The organism is Bradyrhizobium sp. LTSP857 (assembly GCF_000938285.1).
Classification (GTDB): Bacteria; Pseudomonadota; Alphaproteobacteria; order Rhizobiales; family Xanthobacteraceae; genus Bradyrhizobium.
In genome coordinates this window covers 528,271-544,383 of sequence record NZ_JYMS01000049.1, presented here as the reverse complement: position 1 = coordinate 544,383, position 16,113 = coordinate 528,271, and the positions used below count along the sequence as shown (strand labels likewise).

The 16,113-nt window shown below is 63.7% G+C and carries 16 protein-coding genes and 1 tRNA gene; 8 read left to right on the top strand and 9 right to left on the bottom strand.

The annotated features are described in order from the left end of the window. Positions 1 to 170: 170 nt before the first annotated feature. The 3 genes from UP06_RS35995 (at position 171) to UP06_RS35985 (ending at position 5,306) form a co-directional block, all read left to right on the top strand. A complete protein-coding gene (locus UP06_RS35995) occupies positions 171 to 1,781 on the top strand; it encodes an ABC transporter substrate-binding protein (protein ID WP_045008393.1) in 1,611 nt (536 codons plus the stop codon). Between the two features lie 100 nt (positions 1,782 to 1,881). Further along, positions 1,882 to 3,480: an ABC transporter substrate-binding protein gene (locus UP06_RS35990; RefSeq protein ID WP_045008392.1), complete on the top strand. Its 1,599-nt coding sequence runs from the start codon at positions 1,882 to 1,884 to the stop codon at positions 3,478 to 3,480. A 227-nt stretch (positions 3,481 to 3,707) separates the two neighbouring features. Then, positions 3,708 to 5,306 (top strand): glycosyltransferase family 39 protein, encoded by a 1,599-nt coding sequence (locus tag UP06_RS35985; RefSeq protein WP_045008819.1) that lies wholly within the window; start codon positions 3,708 to 3,710, stop codon positions 5,304 to 5,306. A 205-nt stretch (positions 5,307 to 5,511) separates the two neighbouring features. On the opposite strand, the gene UP06_RS35980 is transcribed toward UP06_RS35985, so the two are convergent. From UP06_RS35980 to UP06_RS35965, 5 genes are all read right to left on the bottom strand, one after another. Then, positions 5,512 to 6,762, bottom strand: a complete 1,251-nt coding sequence (locus UP06_RS35980; protein WP_045008818.1) for a multidrug effflux MFS transporter — start codon at positions 6,760 to 6,762, stop codon at positions 5,512 to 5,514. A 278-nt stretch (positions 6,763 to 7,040) separates the two neighbouring features. Continuing rightward, positions 7,041 to 7,361, bottom strand: a complete 321-nt coding sequence (locus tag UP06_RS41800; protein ID WP_045008391.1) for a hypothetical protein — start codon at positions 7,359 to 7,361, stop codon at positions 7,041 to 7,043. A 63-nt stretch (positions 7,362 to 7,424) separates the two neighbouring features. After that, entirely contained in the window at positions 7,425 to 8,051 is a 627-nt protein-coding gene (locus UP06_RS41795) for a hypothetical protein (protein ID WP_045008390.1), read from the bottom strand. A gap of 95 nt (positions 8,052 to 8,146) precedes the next feature. Beyond that, a complete protein-coding gene (locus UP06_RS41790) occupies positions 8,147 to 8,377 on the bottom strand; it encodes a hypothetical protein (RefSeq protein ID WP_197087461.1) in 231 nt (76 codons plus the stop codon). Continuing rightward, positions 8,335 to 8,423, bottom strand: a tRNA-Leu gene (locus tag UP06_RS35965). Before UP06_RS35965 ends, UP06_RS41790 begins: the two co-directional genes overlap by 43 nt. A gap of 172 nt (positions 8,424 to 8,595) precedes the next feature. Between UP06_RS35965 and UP06_RS35960 the strand changes: the two genes are divergently transcribed. Next, positions 8,596 to 9,021: a hypothetical protein gene (locus tag UP06_RS35960; protein WP_045008389.1), complete on the top strand. Its 426-nt coding sequence runs from the start codon at positions 8,596 to 8,598 to the stop codon at positions 9,019 to 9,021. Positions 9,022 to 9,031: 10 nt separating this feature from the next. On the opposite strand, the gene UP06_RS35955 is transcribed toward UP06_RS35960, so the two are convergent. Continuing rightward, the gene (locus UP06_RS35955; protein ID WP_045008388.1) at positions 9,032 to 10,234 is read right to left on the bottom strand and encodes an FAD-dependent monooxygenase; all 1,203 of its coding nucleotides are present in this window, start codon (positions 10,232 to 10,234) and stop codon (positions 9,032 to 9,034) included. 19 nt (positions 10,235 to 10,253) lie between these two features. Beyond that, the gene (locus UP06_RS35950; protein ID WP_007602543.1) at positions 10,254 to 10,499 is read right to left on the bottom strand and encodes a zinc-finger domain-containing protein; all 246 of its coding nucleotides are present in this window, start codon (positions 10,497 to 10,499) and stop codon (positions 10,254 to 10,256) included. Positions 10,500 to 10,818: 319 nt separating this feature from the next. On the opposite strand from UP06_RS35950, the gene UP06_RS35945 reads away from it, so the two are divergent. Together UP06_RS35945 and UP06_RS35940 are read left to right on the top strand one after the other, a co-directional pair. Then, entirely contained in the window at positions 10,819 to 11,955 is a 1,137-nt protein-coding gene (locus UP06_RS35945) for a hypothetical protein (protein WP_045008387.1), read from the top strand. A 34-nt stretch (positions 11,956 to 11,989) separates the two neighbouring features. Further along, positions 11,990 to 12,745 (top strand): alpha/beta fold hydrolase, encoded by a 756-nt coding sequence (locus UP06_RS35940; protein ID WP_045008386.1) that lies wholly within the window; start codon positions 11,990 to 11,992, stop codon positions 12,743 to 12,745. Positions 12,746 to 12,830: 85 nt separating this feature from the next. Here UP06_RS35940 and UP06_RS35935 read toward each other — a convergent pair whose 3' ends face one another. After that, positions 12,831 to 14,192, bottom strand: a complete 1,362-nt coding sequence (locus UP06_RS35935; RefSeq protein WP_045008817.1) for a hypothetical protein — start codon at positions 14,190 to 14,192, stop codon at positions 12,831 to 12,833. 277 nt (positions 14,193 to 14,469) lie between these two features. Between UP06_RS35935 and cysE the strand changes: the two genes are divergently transcribed. Both cysE and UP06_RS35925 read left to right on the top strand, forming a co-directional pair. Beyond that, positions 14,470 to 15,294, top strand: a complete 825-nt coding sequence (cysE, locus tag UP06_RS35930; RefSeq protein ID WP_045008385.1) for a serine O-acetyltransferase — start codon at positions 14,470 to 14,472, stop codon at positions 15,292 to 15,294. A gap of 123 nt (positions 15,295 to 15,417) precedes the next feature. Further along, positions 15,418 to 15,636 carry a DUF3126 family protein gene (locus UP06_RS35925; RefSeq protein ID WP_007602550.1) on the top strand — a complete coding sequence of 73 codons (219 nt, stop codon included), beginning with the start codon at positions 15,418 to 15,420 and terminating at the stop codon, positions 15,634 to 15,636. A 48-nt stretch (positions 15,637 to 15,684) separates the two neighbouring features. Here UP06_RS35925 and UP06_RS35920 read toward each other — a convergent pair whose 3' ends face one another. Continuing rightward, positions 15,685 to 16,089: a PaaI family thioesterase gene (locus UP06_RS35920; RefSeq protein WP_045008384.1), complete on the bottom strand. Its 405-nt coding sequence runs from the start codon at positions 16,087 to 16,089 to the stop codon at positions 15,685 to 15,687. Positions 16,090 to 16,113: the final 24 nt, after the last annotated feature.

Here is a 16,113-nt window from a genome sequence, read left to right as displayed (position 1 = left end):
CCATGTGCACGCCGCCATGGGCTGCAACGAAAGCCGATTGACGGGCTCAACGCTGTCTGCAAGTCTCGAAAAGATAAAGGCATTGCATGAGGTTAGTTCGCCCAAAGAACGAACCGAATGCTCAACCAATAACCTGCCTTTGAACAGTTTCACGTCAGGAGAAACTTTATATGTTCCACATTATGCGCCGGGGGCGTCGCGCGTTCGCCTCCAAACTTGCGCTGTCGGTCGTCGCGCTTTCGACCGCGCTGGCCTCGCCAGTGCTTGCGGCCGGCAAGACCATCACCGCGGTGATGCATTCCGATCTTCGCATCATCGATCCGATCTTCACGACCGCCTACATCACGCGTGACCATGGCTACATGGTTTACGACACGTTGATCACGACGGACGCGAATTTCAAGATCCAGCCGCAGATGGCCGACTGGAAGGTCTCCGACGACAAGCTCACCTACACCTTCACGCTGCGCGACGGGCTCAAGTGGCACGACGGCACACCGGTGACGGCCGAAGACTGCGTCGCCTCGCTGAAGCGCTGGGCCGCCGTCGACGGCATGGGCCAGCAGATGATGACCTTCACGGCCAGCATCGAGGCGACCGACGCCAAGACCATCACGCTGAAGCTGAAGGAACCCTACGGCCTCGTGCTGGACTCGATCGGCAAACCCTCTTCGCGCGTCGCTTTCATGATGCCGAAGCGCCTGGCCGAAACGCCGCCGGACAAGCAGATCCCCGAGCAGATCGGCTCCGGCCCCTTCAAGTTCGTGCAGGGCGAATTCCAGCCCGGCGTGAAGGCGGTCTACGTCAAGAACACCGACTACGTGCCGCGCAAGGAGCCGGCGAGCTGGACCGCCGGCGGCAAGGTCGTGAAGGTCGACCGCGTCGAGTGGATCACCATGCCGGACGCGCAGACCGCGGTGAACGCGCTGCAATCGGGCGACATCGACTTCATGGAAGTGCCGCCGTGGGATCTGCTGCCGGTGCTTGAAGGCAATGCCGATCTCAAGGTCGAGACGCTCAACAAGTTCGGCTATCAGACGCTCGGGCGCATGAACTTCCTCTATCCGCCCTTCGACAATCCGAAGATCCGCCGCGCTGCGTTTCTGGCGATGAACCAGAAGGACGTGCTCGACGCGCTCGTCGGCAATCCCAAATACTACAAGATCTGTGGTGCCTTCTTCATCTGCGACACGCCGTTTGCGTCCGACGTCGGCTCGGAGACGCTGGTGAAGGGCAACGGCATGGCGGAAGCCAAGAAGGCGCTCGCCGAGTCCGGCTATGACGGTACGCCCGTCGTGGTCATGGTGCCCGGCGACGTCGTGACGTTGAAGGCGCAGCCGACGGTCGCGGTGCAGCTGCTCCGCGAGGCCGGCTTCAAGGTCGACGCGCAGGCGACCGACTGGCAGACGGTGGTGAGCCGTCGCGCCAGCCAGAAGCCCCCGAAGGAGGGCGGTTGGAACATGTTCTTCACCAACTGGGTCAGCGCCGACGTCTCCAACCCGATCTCCAATCTCTCGATCGGTGGTCAGGGCAAGAAGGGCGGCTGGTTCGGCTGGGCGGAAGACGCCAAGATCGAGAAGCTCAAGGACGACTTCGTCCGCGCCGCCTCGCTCGACGATCAGAAGAAGATCGCGACCGAGATCCAGAAGGAAGCCTACGACCAGGTGATCTATGTGCCGCTCGGCCAGTATCTGGCGCCGAGCGCATGGCGTAAGTCGCTGTCGGGCGTGCTCGACGGCCCGGCGACCCCGGTGTTCTGGAACATCGACAAGTCCGAGTAAGGCCAAGTCCAAGTAAGGGAAGGCGCGTTAGCGCGCCTTCTGTTCCGGCCATCACGCGGCGTCGCTGTCATCAGCGGCGCCGCTCGCCAGGAGAGCTTCAATGTTCCAATTCATGCGTCGGGCTTTCGCCTCCTCACTTGCGATTCCACTCGTGGCGCTTTCGGCACTGGCCTCGCCGGTTCTTGCCGCAGGCAAGACCATCACCGCCGTGATGCATTCGGATCTGCGTATCCTCGATCCGATCTTCACCAGCGCCTATATCGCGCGTGATCACGGCTACATGGTCTACGACACGTTGATTGCGACGGATGCGAACTTCAAGATCCAGCCGCAGATGGCGGATTGGAAGGTCTCCGACGACAAGCTGACCTATACCTTCACGCTACGCGATGGTCTGAAGTGGCATGACGGCACGCCGGTCACCGCGGAAGATTGCGTTGCCTCCCTGAAGCGCTGGGCCGCTGTCGATAGCATGGGGCAGCAGATGATGCTGTTCACTGCGAGCATCGAGGCGACCGACCCGAAGACCATCACGCTGAAGCTGAAGGAGCCCTACGCGCTCGTGCTGGAATCGATCGGCAAGCCGTCGTCGCGGGTCGCTTTCATGATGCCGAAGCGTCTCGCCGAGACGCCGGCGGACAAGCAGATCCCCGAGCAGATCGGCTCCGGCCCCTTCAAATTCGTGCAGAGTGAATTCCAGCCCGGGGTGAAGTCGATCTACGTCAAGAACACCGACTACGTGCCGCGCAAGGAGCCGGCGAGCTGGACCTCCGGCGGCAAGGTGGTGAAGGTCGATCGCGTCGAATGGATTACGATGCCGGACGCGCAGACGGCGTTGAACGCGCTGCAGTCGGGTGACATCGATTTCATGGAAAATCCTGCCTTCGAAATGTTGCCCACCATCGAAGCCGACAAGGAGCTCAAACTCGAGACCCTGAACAAGTTCGGATTCCAGACGGGCGCGCGGATGAACTTCCTCCATCCGCCATTCGATAACGTCAAGGTCCGCCGCGCAGCACTCATGGCGGTCAACCAGAAGGACGTGCTCGACGCGCTGATCGGCAATCCCAAATACTACAAGACTTGCGCCGCGGTCTTCATCTGCGACACGCCGTTCGCGACAGAGGTCGGCGGTGAGACCCTCGCGAAGGGCGGCGACGTTGCTGCGGCCAAGAAGGCGCTCGCCGAGTCCGGTTACGACGGGACACCGGTCGTGCTCATGGCGCCGGGCGACGTGCTGACGCTGAAGGCTCAACCGATCGTGGTGGCCCAGCAGCTGCGCGAAGCCGGCTTCAAGGTCGACTTGCAGGCGACCGACTGGCAGACGGTGGTGAGTCGTCGCGCCAGCCAGAAGCCTCCGAAGGAGGGCGGCTGGAACATGTTCATCACAAATTGGGTCAGCGCCGACGTGGTCAACCCGATCTCCAACATCGCCGTCGGCGGGCAGGGCAAGAAGGGCGGCTGGTTCGGCTGGGCGGAAGACGCCAAGGTCGAGCAGCTCAAGGACGCCTTCGTTCGTGCGGCCTCGCTCGATGATCAGAAGAAGATCGCGACCGAGATCCAGAAGGAGACCTACGACCAGGTGCTCTATGTCCCGCTTGGCCAGTATCAGGCGCCGAGCGCGTGGCGGAAGTCGCTGACCGGCGTGCTCGATGGCCCGGCGACCCCGGTGTTCTGGAATATCGACAAGTCGGAGTAAGGGAGGGCGCGTCCCGCACCTTTCGTCCAATCATCACCCGGCGCCGCTGTCATCAGCGGCGCCGTTGTCTTTTGCCAGCCTTGTTCCGCAAGGCCAGCGAGCTTTTAACTCTTCCAGTCTCCAATTATTGCTATTTGTTTCCGATCTGAACTAGATGATTTGTCTTCGCTCATTACTTTCCCTCCCTCGATTTGAATCACGTGCTGATCGATTTTGCATTCCAGGCGATGGCCGAGCGGTCAGATCGCGCGCCGGCGCGATGGCGCCTGCCGTTGCTGCGCTGGCTTGATGGCGTCGAGGCGGGCTGGGGCGTTCCACTGCTCCTGGTCTGCTTCGTCGCGGTCTGGACGCTGTATCTCGCCATCGCCTATGCCGGCGGCGGGCTGCACCCCGATACGCTCGAGTCCTGGACGCTGGGGCGGCATTTCGCCTGGGGCTATCACAAGCATCCGCCGTTGATGGGCTGGGTTGCCGCGGCCTGGACCTCAGTCTTTCCGCTCAGCGACTGGTCGCTGCAATTGATGGCGATGGCGAATGCGGGACTTGCGCTGTTCTTCGTCGACCTGGTCGCGCGGCAGTTCGTGACCGGGCACAAGCGCATCCTGGTGCTGCTGCTTTTGATGCTGACGCCGGCCTATCAATTCCACGCCCAGCGCTTCAACGCCAACGCCGTGCTGCTCGTGATCTGGCCGCTCGCCACCTGGTGCTTCCTGCGCGCGTTCGAGGCCCGCAGCGCGTTCTGGGCGGCTGCCGCGGGATGCGCCACGGCGCTCGCAATGGTCGGCAAGTATTATTCGGTCTTTCTGATCGCGAGTTTTGCATTTGCTGCGCTGGCGCATCCGGCGCGACGCGCCTATTTCACGTCCGCTTCGCCCTGGATCTCGATCGTCGCCGGGCTTGCGGTGCTGTCGCCGCATCTCTACTGGCTCGCCACCACGGGCGCGTCGACCTTCACCTATGCGCTGAACCACGCCAACGGCAACGCCATCAGCTCGCTCGGGGAAGTGAAGAACTTTCTGCTGGGACTTGCTGCGGCCATGAGCGTGTCGGCCGTCATCTGGGTATTGATCGCAGGGACGCGACTAAAACAGTTTTCGGCCGACTTCGCCGCGATGAGCCCCGGCCTGCGACTTCTCTTCTATGTCGCCATCGGCACGATCGCCCTGCCGGTCCTGACATCGCTCGCAATGGGCACGGATCTGCCGTCGCTATGGGCCTTGCAGGGACTATTCCTGTTCGTCGTTCTCATCGTCTGCGGCACGCGCTACCCGATCGAGCGCTTCTACACCGTCAATGCCACGATCATTGTCGCCGGCGTCGCGCTCGCGGCCGTTCTGGTCGCAGCGCCGATCCACGCCATCTACCGCAACATCAACGGTTATGAAGAGGGACGGAATTTTTACGCGCAAGCCGCGAACGAGGTCACCCGGCAATGGCGCGAATTGACCGGCGAGCCGCTCAGCGCGATCAGCGGCGACGATTCGCTGGCTTTCTCCATGGCCTTTTACAGCCCCGATCACCCGTATTATGCGCGGCCCCTCGCGTATCAATACGAGTGGGGACTGCCGCGCAAGACGACGCTCGATCGCGGCTGGGCTGCGCTGTGCTTCCGTGGCCAGGATAATTGTGGTCGCTGGATGGAGGAGGTGTCTTCGCGCGCCGGGAACTTTGTCAGGCGCGAATTCACCGTGCAGGCATCGCTGTGGGGCAAGCCCGGCCTGACGCGGGATGTGGTCGTGCTGATGGTGCCGCCACGTGCGAACGGTGATGCAGCGCCCGAAAGTGCCGCGCAGGATTTCAGCGCCAGCAAACGTAGTCCGGAATAACGCGCGTCTCTCAGCAGTGGCTGTCGCGCAGCCCCTCGAGTCCTTCGCTTGCGAAGGGAGGTTTAAATGCGGGCTGCTTTACGGCAGTGGCCGATCGCTGCGCCTCAGTCAGTTCCGACGCGTGGTCGGTTTCGTTGCGTTTCGGTTCCATTGAGGCGGCCTTTCGAATTGCTGCATGACAACATCGAAAGGCCCGCGAAGTTCCTCAGGCGATAGGGCGATGGTGCGGCTTGAACAGCCGACCTTTCTCCACCACCAGCACGATCGCCAGCGCTGCAAGCGTCGACAGGAAGAAGCCGACCGAGAACGGCATCAGTGTGCCGTCAAAGCTCTGGCCGATGGCCGTGCCGACCGCGATGCCGATCAGGGTCGTGATCGAGCCGTAGAGCGAGGAGGCGGTGCCGGCGATGTGGCCTTGCGGCTCCATCGCGAGCGCGGTGAAATTGGCGACCATCATGCCGAACGAGAACATCATCAGGGCCGACAGCACCATGAACAAGGCAAGTGGGAGTATGCCGAGGCTTTCGGTCAGCAGCATCACGCCTGCCACAGCCGTATAAAGCGTCAGCGCGCCGTGCGAGATCACGCGCATGCCGAGGGTCCCGACAAATCTGGCGTTGAGGAAGCCGGCAATGGCGGTGCCGGCCGCGATCGCGGCAAAGGCGAGCGGGAAATAGTGGCCGAGGTGATAGATGCCGGTGAAGACCTGCTGCGCAGAGAACACGTAGGCGAACAGCGCGCCCATGACGCTGCCGGCGGCCGTTGCGTAGCCGATGGTCTGGCGATTGGTGACGGTCTGGCGGAAGGCTGCGAGCACGTCTGCAGGTGCAAGCGACCTGCGCTCTGTCTCAGGCAGTGTCTCCGGCAACCGCCACACGCTCCATGCCAGCGCGAGCAGGCCGTAGAGCATCAGCACGACGAAGATGCCGCGCCATTGCGTGACCAACAGTACAGCCTGTCCGAACGACGGCGCGATCACGGGCACTGCGATGAACACCATCATCGCGAGCGACATCACGCTCGCCATGCGGCGGCCGGCATAGCAGTCGCGCACGATCGAGGTCGCGATCACGCGCGTCGCCGAGGTGCCAAGTCCCTGAAGCGCGCGCGCAAGCAGCAGCGTCTCGAACGAAGGTGCGGCAACTGCCAGCACGCTCGCCACCGCATAGACCGCCATGCCGCCGAGCAGCACCGGCCGTCGCCCGAACCGGTCTGACAACGGACCCATGACGAACTGGCCTGCGCCGAAGCCGATCAGGAAGGTCGACAGCACGAGCTGGAGATGGTTGGCGTTCGGAATGTTGAAGGCCGCCCCGATATTGGGCAGCGCCGGCAGCATCATGTCCATCGCAAGCGGATTCAGCGCCATGATGGATGCAATTACGATGACGAATTCGGGAAAACCCATCGGGCGGTGTCCCGAGGACACCCAATCGTCGGCATTGACGTCGGACAAGAAGCTCACCTCTGAAATTCAGAAGCTTTATCTAATGCCCATGCTGCATCGCACAACCCATGTTTTGGGATGGCTGGCAGGCGAGCCGGGGAAAGACAGCGTATGCAGAGCTCTGACGCGGCGGGTCTGGCATGGGCGGGAAACCAGCTGTTCACCATAAGATCGTCGCCCGGCGGGCGCGGTCCATCGGGGAGATGAATCCGCAACTGATCCTGTCCACTGTGGCCTGATTGGACGCCGGGTCGGGCGCCGAGGAAACTTGAGACGCGGGCAGGGTATCAGAAGTGTCGGACGTCACCGGTACAGCACGATGGTTGGGGCCGTCGGCCGACATGGCTGGGAGGCGGAACGTCTGGCTTGCCTGCCTGATCGCGCTGGTGGCGCTGTTGGTGTTCGCCAATCTCGCCAACGATTCCGCGCTGGATGTGAATTATGGCTGGGATGTTCGCGTCAATTGCGCGGCAGTCGATGCGCATGTCGATGGGCTCGATCCCTACTTCGTCAAGAATCTGAAGGGCACCAAACTTTCCTATCCCTATCTGCCGGCGACGCTGGATGGCTTCCGTCCTCTGTGCGCTGGCGGCTTTCTCGTCGGTCATCACAGAGGCGTCTTTCTTGTCCTCGCCGTGCTCTGCGGTCTGCTCTTGCCCGGTCTTGGCCGGCTACGCAGTTTGCGTGACGTCGGGCTCAGAGTGCTCTGCGCGCTTGGCGCGTTCGTCGGCTTCGAATGGGTTTTGGCCTCGGGGAATTTTGCGATCCTGGGCGGCTTCCTGACCGCCGCCGCACTTGCGCTTCTGCTTCGCCCCGCGGAGCCTGCGCAGCGCGATCGACATGATGTGCCTCGTGTTGCGGGTGCGGCGCTGCTCGGTCTTGTGATGTCGTTCAAGCTGGTGTTCTGCCCGGTGCTGGCCGCGCTTTATTTCCTGCCGCTGCCGCGCCGGCGCAAACTCGTCCTGATCATGGTGGCGAGCCTCAGCTTCGCGCTTCCGATCCTGGTTTCGGTCGTCTTCTATCCAGATCTGTTCTCCAGCTGGTTGCTCGCGATCAGGGGAGGGATCCCCGATCAGCATTCTGTGCAGATCGAGGAAACCAATCCGTCGCTGCTGCTGCTCGCGCAAAGCATCGTGGATCGTGTTGGACTCGTCGACAGCAAGCCGCTCGTGTTCGCGATCTACGCGTTGACGGCGGTCGTGCTCGTGCTCGCGCCGCTCGGCTGGTCGCTGCTGCGCGCGATCCGCAACAATGCGGGATCGTTGCCGGCGCGCCTTGATCGCTGGCTGATCGACCATCCGCAGGCAGCGATGCGCGTCACGGTGCTTGCGATGTACGGACTTTATCTCTGCTCGCCGCGCCTCAAGGAATATGCCTTCTTCGAACTGGCAGTCTACGCCGCCGTCCTCATCGTCGATCTTCCGGCCGCGGCCCTTGCTGCAGTGTTGACCATCGGCGTCGGCGTCCCGACGCTCGTCTCGCTCACGGGGATGATGATCGAGGGCAGCTTTGTCCAGATCGCGGTCGCACTCGTCTGCTTCTGGATCATGCTGCGTGCACAGTTCTCGCCGTCAGCTCTGATGGTGCGGGCAGCCGGGGTCGAACCGGCACAGCGCTTGCGCACCGAGGGATTTTAAGTCCCTTGCGTCTACCAATTCCGCCATGCCCGCTTGATCCAACGAGATCAAACACTTAAGTCCTGTCCGGCGGTCTGGAATTGGCGCTTCGTGGGCCGGACAGGCGGTTCTTCCTTAAGCGAGCCGGGCGCACAAGGCAAAGCCTCAATCCGGACATCTGGCCCTGCTTTAGGCATTCTCAATCCACGGGGACTATTCATCCGGCATGACTGCTTCGTTTTCCTCTTCTCAGCGCGCGTGCTGCGCGGCTGCCGCCCTGCTCGCGGCGGGCTTCGCGCTGTCCGGCTGCGCCGGCATGAGCGAGACGGTCGCTCCAGCCTTTGCCGATCCGGCCAAGTACGAATTGTATGACTGCAAGCAGCTCGAGAGTGAGCGCAAGGGGCTCGCCAACCGCACCGCGGATTTGCAGAAGCTGATGGACAAGGCGGAAACCGGGGCCGGCGGCGCTGTCGTGTCCGAGCTCGCCTACCGCAACGACTACGTTTCGGTGCGTGGGCAGGCGCAGTTGGCCGAAGACGCCTGGCGCCGCAACAAGTGCCGGGATACGCCGCCGGGTGCGGCGCCGGCGGCCTCAGCTCCGCAGCGGCCGGACATCAAGCCAGCCCCGAAACCCGGTAGCGCCGCTCGCTGAGCGGCCTGCCTCAGGGACGCCAGCCGTAGATCCAGTCCTGCCGTGCCAGCATGCGTTCCGGCCCGAGCGCGCGGATCGCAAGATCGCGCGCGAGCGCGAGCGGGCCGCCGAGATGATAGATGCGGCCCTGCTGCCGCGCGGTCCGCTGCACCCGCCTGACACGGGCCTGACGCGCCCGGCCATATTGTTTCAGCGCCGCGGTGATGTCGGTCGTGCTCTCGGCGGTCTCGACGTTCAAATGCTGTGCGAGCACGGCGGCATCCTCGATCGCCATGCCGGCCCCCTGCGCCGCGAACGGCAGCATCGCGTGCACGGCGTCGCCGAGCAGCGCGACCGGGCCTTTGCTCCAGGGGCAGCCCTCGGGCACGCCGAACAGCGCCCATTTGCGCCAGGAGTCCACGGTCGCCAGCATCATCCGCGCCGTCGGCGGCCAGCGCGGCGCGGCGAAGGCGTCCATCACCTCGAAGGGATCGCCCGGCGTGCTCCAGCCCGGTCTGTTCCAGGTGCCCGGCAGCACCGCCACGACGTTGATCTGGCGTCCGCCCGCGATCGGGTAGGCAACGAGATGGGCGTTTTGGCCCATCCAGAGCTGCACCCGCCGCGCGGTGTAGTCCTTCGGCAGTTGCGTGGCATCGAGCGTGCCGCGCCAGGCGATCAGCCCGGAGAAGCGCGGCTGCACCTCGGGAAACAGATGCTGGCGCACCGTCGACCAGATGCCGTCGGCGCCGATCAGCGCACTCGCCAGATCGCTGCGGCGGATGGTGCCGCTGCGATGGACGACCGTCAGCCCCTTGGCGTGGGGCGCGACATCTTCAAAAGTCGCGCCGAGTTTCAACTCGACATCGGGATGATCGGCGACCGCGCCGGCGAGCGCGGCTTGCAGGTCGGCACGATGCACCACCCAATAGGGGGCGCCGGCGCGGTTGGCGGCTGCCGCACCGAGCGGCATGCGCAGCAATTCGCCGCCGGCGCGCGCGCTCATGATCGAGACCGCTTCCGGGACGACGGCGCGCAGCTTGAGCCGTTCGGTCAGGCCGAGCTCGACCAGCACGCGGCTGGCATTGGGGGAGAGTTGCAGGCCGGCACCGATGTCCTCGAGCCGCTCGGCCTTTTCCAGCACGACGATGCGAAAGCCGCGGGCCGCCAGCGCGAGCGCCGCCGTCAACCCTCCGATTCCGGCACCGGCTATGACGATTGTTCGGGAGAGCGCCACCCCTGACCGATATTGCCGGTCAGGCCACCTTGTCCTTCAGCACGCATTCCGGCGGACGGGCTTCGCCGGCCTTCAGGTCGGCAGCGAAGCGGTACAGCGTCGAGCAGTACGGGCAGATGATCTCGTTGTCGTTGCCGAGGTCGAGGAAGACGTGCGGATGGTCGAACGGAGGGTTGGCGCCCACGCACATGAACTCTTGCGAGCCGATCTCGATGACGGGAACACCGGCATCGTTATGGAAGTGCGGGACGACATGGTCGGACATCGTAACTCATCCTGGAGTGGCAATGGCGGCAGACACAATCAAATACTGACGCGGCATCTTTAAGGCGCCGCGGACCATACTGGTGGGTGCAGATGATTGCTAGTCCAGCGGAACCGAAAGGTTCGCAATTGCCCCATGCTCATTTGCTCATGCAAATTCGACACAATCTTGCGGCCTGAGAGAAGCCCTTCTTTCGTCGGGGACGTTGTGTCGCAATTTTGGCATACTATGTCTGAGGACGCGCGCAATTGCGGCAAAAGACGAATTATCAGGCGCAACTGATCTTAGGAATGATCTTGGGACCGTCCAGGCTCTTGGCATGAAGTGGCTGCGAATCAGCACAGCGTTGACGGGGATAGCGGCATGCAGCTTCATGCTCGCGCAGGTAGCGCCGCAGGCTCGCGAGGCCGGCGCGATCTTCGCCGCCCAGGACGACCCGGCCGCGCTCTCCGAGCTCAAGCTCGATGCAGTGCTGCGGCAGAACGACCATCTGGTTCAGGACAACATCGAGGCAGCGCTTAGCGCAGGCGACGCCGATCTCGCCGGCAGTTTTGTTGCGCTCGCGCGCGACCGCAACATCGCGCTTCCCGACGACCTCCTGAACCGCGTCGGCGATGCGGTCAGGGAGGAGGGCTCCAGCTCGCACTTCGCAAAGCGCTTCGCCACCGGGCTCGTCACCGGCAACGCCGATGATGTTGCGAGCCTGTCCGGGACGGTGGCCGGCGATCTCTTCGTGATCGGTGACGTCAGGGACGTCGTGCGCGAGGGTAAGCATCTCGCCATGGGCGAGGACACCGATCGCCTGGTGCTGGGGCTTGCGGCCGCGGGTCTCGCCGTGACAGCCGCGACCTATGTGTCCGTTGGCGGTGCCGCGCCGGTGCGCGCCGGGCTGACGCTGGTGAAGGATGCGCGCAAGGTCGGGCGGCTCGGCGAGAGGCTTGCCGCATGGGCCGGTAGGTCCGCCCGCGAGGTGGTCGACACGCCAATGCTCCAGAACGCGGTTGCCTCGGGCTCTGTGTTACGCCCGGGCGAGACCGTGAGCGCGATCAAGGCTGCGTTCCGCGTCGAGAAGGCCGGTGCGCTGGTCCGTCTCGGCAAGGACGTCACGCGCGTCGCCGAGAAGACCGGCACGCGCGGCGCCATGGACAGCTTGCGCATCGCCGAGGGCCCGAAGGATGTCGCGCGTGCGGCGCGGCTTGCGGAAGCGCAGGGTAGCAAGACCCGTGCGATCATGAAGCTTCTGGGCCGCGGTGCGCTGCTGCTCGTCGGCGGCGCGTTCGATCTCGCGCTCTGGCTGTTCGGCGCGGCGTTGACGCTGTTCGGTCTCCTGTCCTCGATCAAGGCGATGACGGAACGTCTCACCCAGGCTTGGTGCGATCGCAAACGTGCGCGCCGGCTCCGTCGCGCGCAGATCGCCGCTGAAGCCGCTCTGGCAAGCCCAGCCATCCCGGCCTAAGATTACCCTTCCCCTCAACACTGCGGAATATCTGATGCCGAGCTTTCACAACGGCGCCGTTGAAATTGCCTATCTCGATGAAGGCGAGGGCGATCCGATCATCCTGGTGCACGGCTTTGCCTCCAGCAAGAATGTGAACTGGGTCTATCCGACCTGGGTCTCGGAGCTGCGCAAGAACGGCCGCCGCGTGATTGCGCTGGACAATCGCGGCCATGGCGAGAGCGCAAAGCTGTATGAGCCCGCGCAATATTCGATTCCCACCATGGCCGGCGACGTGCTCGCGCTGATGGATCATCTCGCGATCCCGCAGGCCGATATCATGGGCTATTCGATGGGCGGGCGGATGACCGCCTGGCTCGGGCTCAACGAGCCGCAGCGCCTGCGCTCGGCGATCCTCGGCGGCATCGGCATCGGCGGCCTGATCGAGGGCACCGGGCCCGGCGAGAATGTGGCGAAGGCGCTGGAGGCACCCTCGCTCGACGATGTCACCGATCCCGTGGGGCGTACCTTCCGTGCGTTCGCCGATCAGACCCGCTCCGACCGCAAGGCGCTCGCCGCCTGCCTGCGCGGCACGCGCGAACTGATGACGAAGGACGAAGCCGCGCGCATCGACGTGCCCGTGCTGATCGCGGTCGGCAGCACCGATGACGTTGCAGGCTCGGCCAGCGCGCTCGGCGCGATCATCCCCGGCTCGGAAGTGCTCGACATCCCGGGCCGCGACCACATGCGCGCGGTCGGCGACAAGGTCTACAAGACCGGCGTGCTCGATTTCCTGTCACGCCGGGGCTGAGGTGTCGTCCCGAAAGCATGATCCGGAAAAGTGCGCAGCGGTTTTCCGAAGAGATCATGCTTAAACAACAACCTAAAGCGCGATCTCATCGCGCTTTAGACCCGTCGTCGCCGAACGCACGCACGAGCGCCATCAGCACCACGAAGGTCGCAACCCACACCATCCGCGCGCCGTAGCGGTCGTGTGGACCGGAGATGACGGCGCAGATGAAGGCGTTGCCGAGCAGCGCCAGCGTGACGGTCGCCGCCAGCAGCGTCAGGTCGTCCAGCCTGCGGTTCGCCAGCGAATGCGCGAGCAGCGCGACCAGCGCCAGCATCGAGACGAGCGCGACGGGAACGTGCAGCAAGTTGACGTACTCGAAATCAACACCCCATTGCTGCTGGCGCGCCGCGCGCATCGGTGCCACCTGCTCCGGGATGTACTGCTCGATGATGCCGTAGGTGTGCGGAATCCAGCCGCTGGTGCCTTCGCCGGTCGCGACATGCAGCAATTGCTGCCCCATCGCCCTCAAGGCCGCGCCGGCCTGCCAGGCCGGATAGTCCGCGAGCGAATGCACGACGATGTAGCTCATCTCGTCATTCATGCCCTCGAACCGGCCGAGCGTGTTGAACATGCTCGTGCCCCACAGGAACTCGTCGGCGGTCGCCGGCAATTGGTTGCGATAGGGACACAGCTTGAAGTTCTCGCTTGGGCAGTGATCGCCAAGATAACGCGCGACGATGCCGTCCTGCATCATACGGCCGAAGGCGACGCCGTAGCCGCCGGGTGTCCATGCCCATTTGCCCGACAGCGCATGGTTCGCCGATACCAGCATCAGGCCGCCAACAACGATGGTCAGGCTTGCCTGCGTCAATCCGGCGAGCGGCAGGCGGGTCCTGAGAAACGGCCGCATCATCCAGCCGACGGCGCAGAGCCCGAGCAGCACGCCGAGCGTGGCGCTGTGGGTTGCCGCGGCAAAGGCAGTGAAGACGAACAGCGCGACCTTTTCGATCGCCGAGATCCGGCTTCCGCCGACGACCAGGAGAAACAGCGACAGCACCGACAGTCCCGCAAAGATGTCGGTGAGCAGCATGCTGGCGAGCCAGGGCAGCGCCGTCGACAGGATCAGCAAGAGACTGATCGCCACGAAGCGGAACGTCTGCATCAGCCCGAGCACGCGCAAAGTGAGCTGCAACAGCCACAGCGTTGCGAGTGACTGGATCGCGAGGTTGATCCAAAAGCCGTAGCTTTCGCCATAGTGCAGATAGAGGCCGAACACGGTGGAGCGGCTTGGCACGAGATAGCCCTCGTACCAGCGCGCCAGATAGCCGCCGGTATCCCATTGGAGCAGGGGATAGCCGTTCCAGAACGCCGGCGCGATCATCAGGAGGGGGAGGGCCACCGCGGCGAGCCGCAGCCAGAACGAGCCCGCGCCGCGCGCGCGCAATTGATCGGTGGTGATGCTCAAATCTGCTCCGTCGTCGCTCACGACCATGCCCGCAATAACCGTTGAGACGAAATTCACCAATAGTTTGACGCCGCCCGGCTTGAATTTGGCAAAACCCTGACCATTTTGAGCCGACCTTGCCGCTTGGGGGCGTCAGAAGAAGCTGTTGTGTTTCAAAGCGTTGGCGTGCTTTCGCGGGGCAACACGCTGTTCACTCTCAGGCAAGCCCGTCGGGACTTTGTCGCCTAGACTGTGTTATAGAGTCAGCCAAACGAGCCAATTCGAAAGAGCAGATCCCATGGCAGTGCATCAGGTCAATCCGGGAGGAAAGCTCGCATCGCTCGATCCGATCTGGGACCGGATCCGGGGCGAAGCGGAGGACATCGTCCATCGCGAGCCGGAGCTTGCGACCTTCATCTATTCGACGGTGCTGCATCACAGCCGCCTGGAAGATTCGGTGATCCATCGTGTCGCCGACCGGCTCGATCATGCCGCGCTATCGGGCGATCTCGTACGCCAGACCTTTGACGAGGCGCTGCGCGATGATCCCGATCTCGGCAATGCCTTCCGCGCCGATCTCGTCGCCGTCTACGACCGCGATCCGGCGACCTCGCGCTTCATCGATCCCTTGCTCTACTTCAAGGGCTTTCACGCGATCCAGACTCATCGGCTCGCGCACTGGCTCTATCTGAAGGGCCGCAAGGATTTTGCGTATTATCTCCAGAGCCGCGCCTCTGCGGTGTTCCAGACCGACATCAATCCCGCCGCGCGGATCGGCCGCGGTATCTTCCTCGACCACGCCACCGGCTTCGTCTGCGGCGAGACGGCGGTGATCGAGGACGACGTCTCGATCCTGCATGGCGTCACGCTCGGCGGCACCGGCAAGGAGAACGAGGACCGTCATCCCAAGATCCGCCACGGCGTCCTGATCGGTGCCGGTGCAAAAATCCTCGGCAACATCGAGATCGGCCATTGCGCGCGCATCGCCGCCGGCTCGGTCGTGGTGAAGCCGGTACCGCATAACGTCACCGTCGCAGGCGTGCCCGCCAAGATCGTCGGCGAGGCCGGCTGCGCCGAGCCGTCGCGCACCATGGATCAGATGATCAACGCCATGGGACTTTAGATTGCGAGGAGGGCTGGATTTTCCGGCCCGTTTCGTCCCCAAATTCTTTGGCAATTCATGCTGGCGGTTCGTCGCGTCTCGTCCTAAAACCCCGCCAACCCAGATTTCGATTGGAGACTTGCCGTGGACGTCAAGGAAGTAAGGAAGCTCGACGCGTATCTGAAGCGCGTATTCGGCAATCCCAAGATCCGCGTCGTGCCGCGGCCGAAGAAGGATGATTCCGCCGAGGTCTATATCGGCGAGGAGTTCATCGGCGTGCTCTTCGTCGACGACGAGGACGATGATCGCTCGTTCCAGTTCCAGATGGCGATCCTCGAAGACGATCTCGTCGATCAGGAGTAGTTCGGCGATCGTGCCGCTCGATGGGGCCGCGAGCGCGACCCCATCGCTCTATTTCTTTGCAAGAATGCGCAGCCGCGCCGTTGCGTCGGCGACCGTGATGCCCTCCGCATCGATCAGTTCGGCTTGCACGACCATGTCGCGCTCCGTCCGTTCGGTCACCCGCGCCCGTGCCTGGATTTCTCCAACCGCCGCAGGTTTCAGGAAGCGCGTGTCGAGGCTCCTTGTAACCACGGTCAGGTCAGGCGACAGGTCCGCGAGAGCGCAAATCCCGGTGGCGGAGTCCAGCATCGCGGCAAGGAATCCGCCCTGGATCGTCCCGTGCCTGTTGGTGAACGCGGGCTGAGCCTGGAAGCGGATCAGGGCATGCCCGCTCTCGTCAAAGCCGATCCATTCGCGTCCCAGGAGTTGGGCGCCAGGTGGCGGGTTTGCTGCCGCATCGGTCACGTCGATCACCGCGCTTGATATGCCGGTGACGAG

Excerpts from the sequence above, each read along its gene's own strand:
- UP06_RS35995 (WP_045008393.1), top strand. The coding sequence starts at position 171 with ATGTTCCACATTATGCGCCGGGGGCGTCGCGCGTTCGCCTCCAAACTT.
- UP06_RS35990 (WP_045008392.1), top strand. The coding sequence starts at position 1,882 with ATGTTCCAATTCATGCGTCGGGCTTTCGCCTCCTCACTTGCGATTCCA.
- UP06_RS35985 (WP_045008819.1), top strand. The coding sequence starts at position 3,708 with ATGGCCGAGCGGTCAGATCGCGCGCCGGCGCGATGGCGCCTGCCGTTG.
- UP06_RS41800 (WP_045008391.1), bottom strand. The coding sequence starts at position 7,361 with ATGACCGACGAGAAAGCCGCCAGCGCACAGAGGACGGAAGCCATCCAG.
- UP06_RS41795 (WP_045008390.1), bottom strand. The coding sequence starts at position 8,051 with ATGGTCGATCAGCCAGCGATCAAGGCGCGCCGGCAACGATCCCGCATT.
- UP06_RS35960 (WP_045008389.1), top strand. The coding sequence starts at position 8,596 with ATGACTGCTTCGTTTTCCTCTTCTCAGCGCGCGTGCTGCGCGGCTGCC.
- UP06_RS35950 (WP_007602543.1), bottom strand. The coding sequence starts at position 10,499 with ATGTCCGACCATGTCGTCCCGCACTTCCATAACGATGCCGGTGTTCCC.
- UP06_RS35945 (WP_045008387.1), top strand. The coding sequence starts at position 10,819 with ATGAAGTGGCTGCGAATCAGCACAGCGTTGACGGGGATAGCGGCATGC.
- UP06_RS35940 (WP_045008386.1), top strand. The coding sequence starts at position 11,990 with ATGCCGAGCTTTCACAACGGCGCCGTTGAAATTGCCTATCTCGATGAA.
- cysE (WP_045008385.1), top strand. The coding sequence starts at position 14,470 with ATGGCAGTGCATCAGGTCAATCCGGGAGGAAAGCTCGCATCGCTCGAT.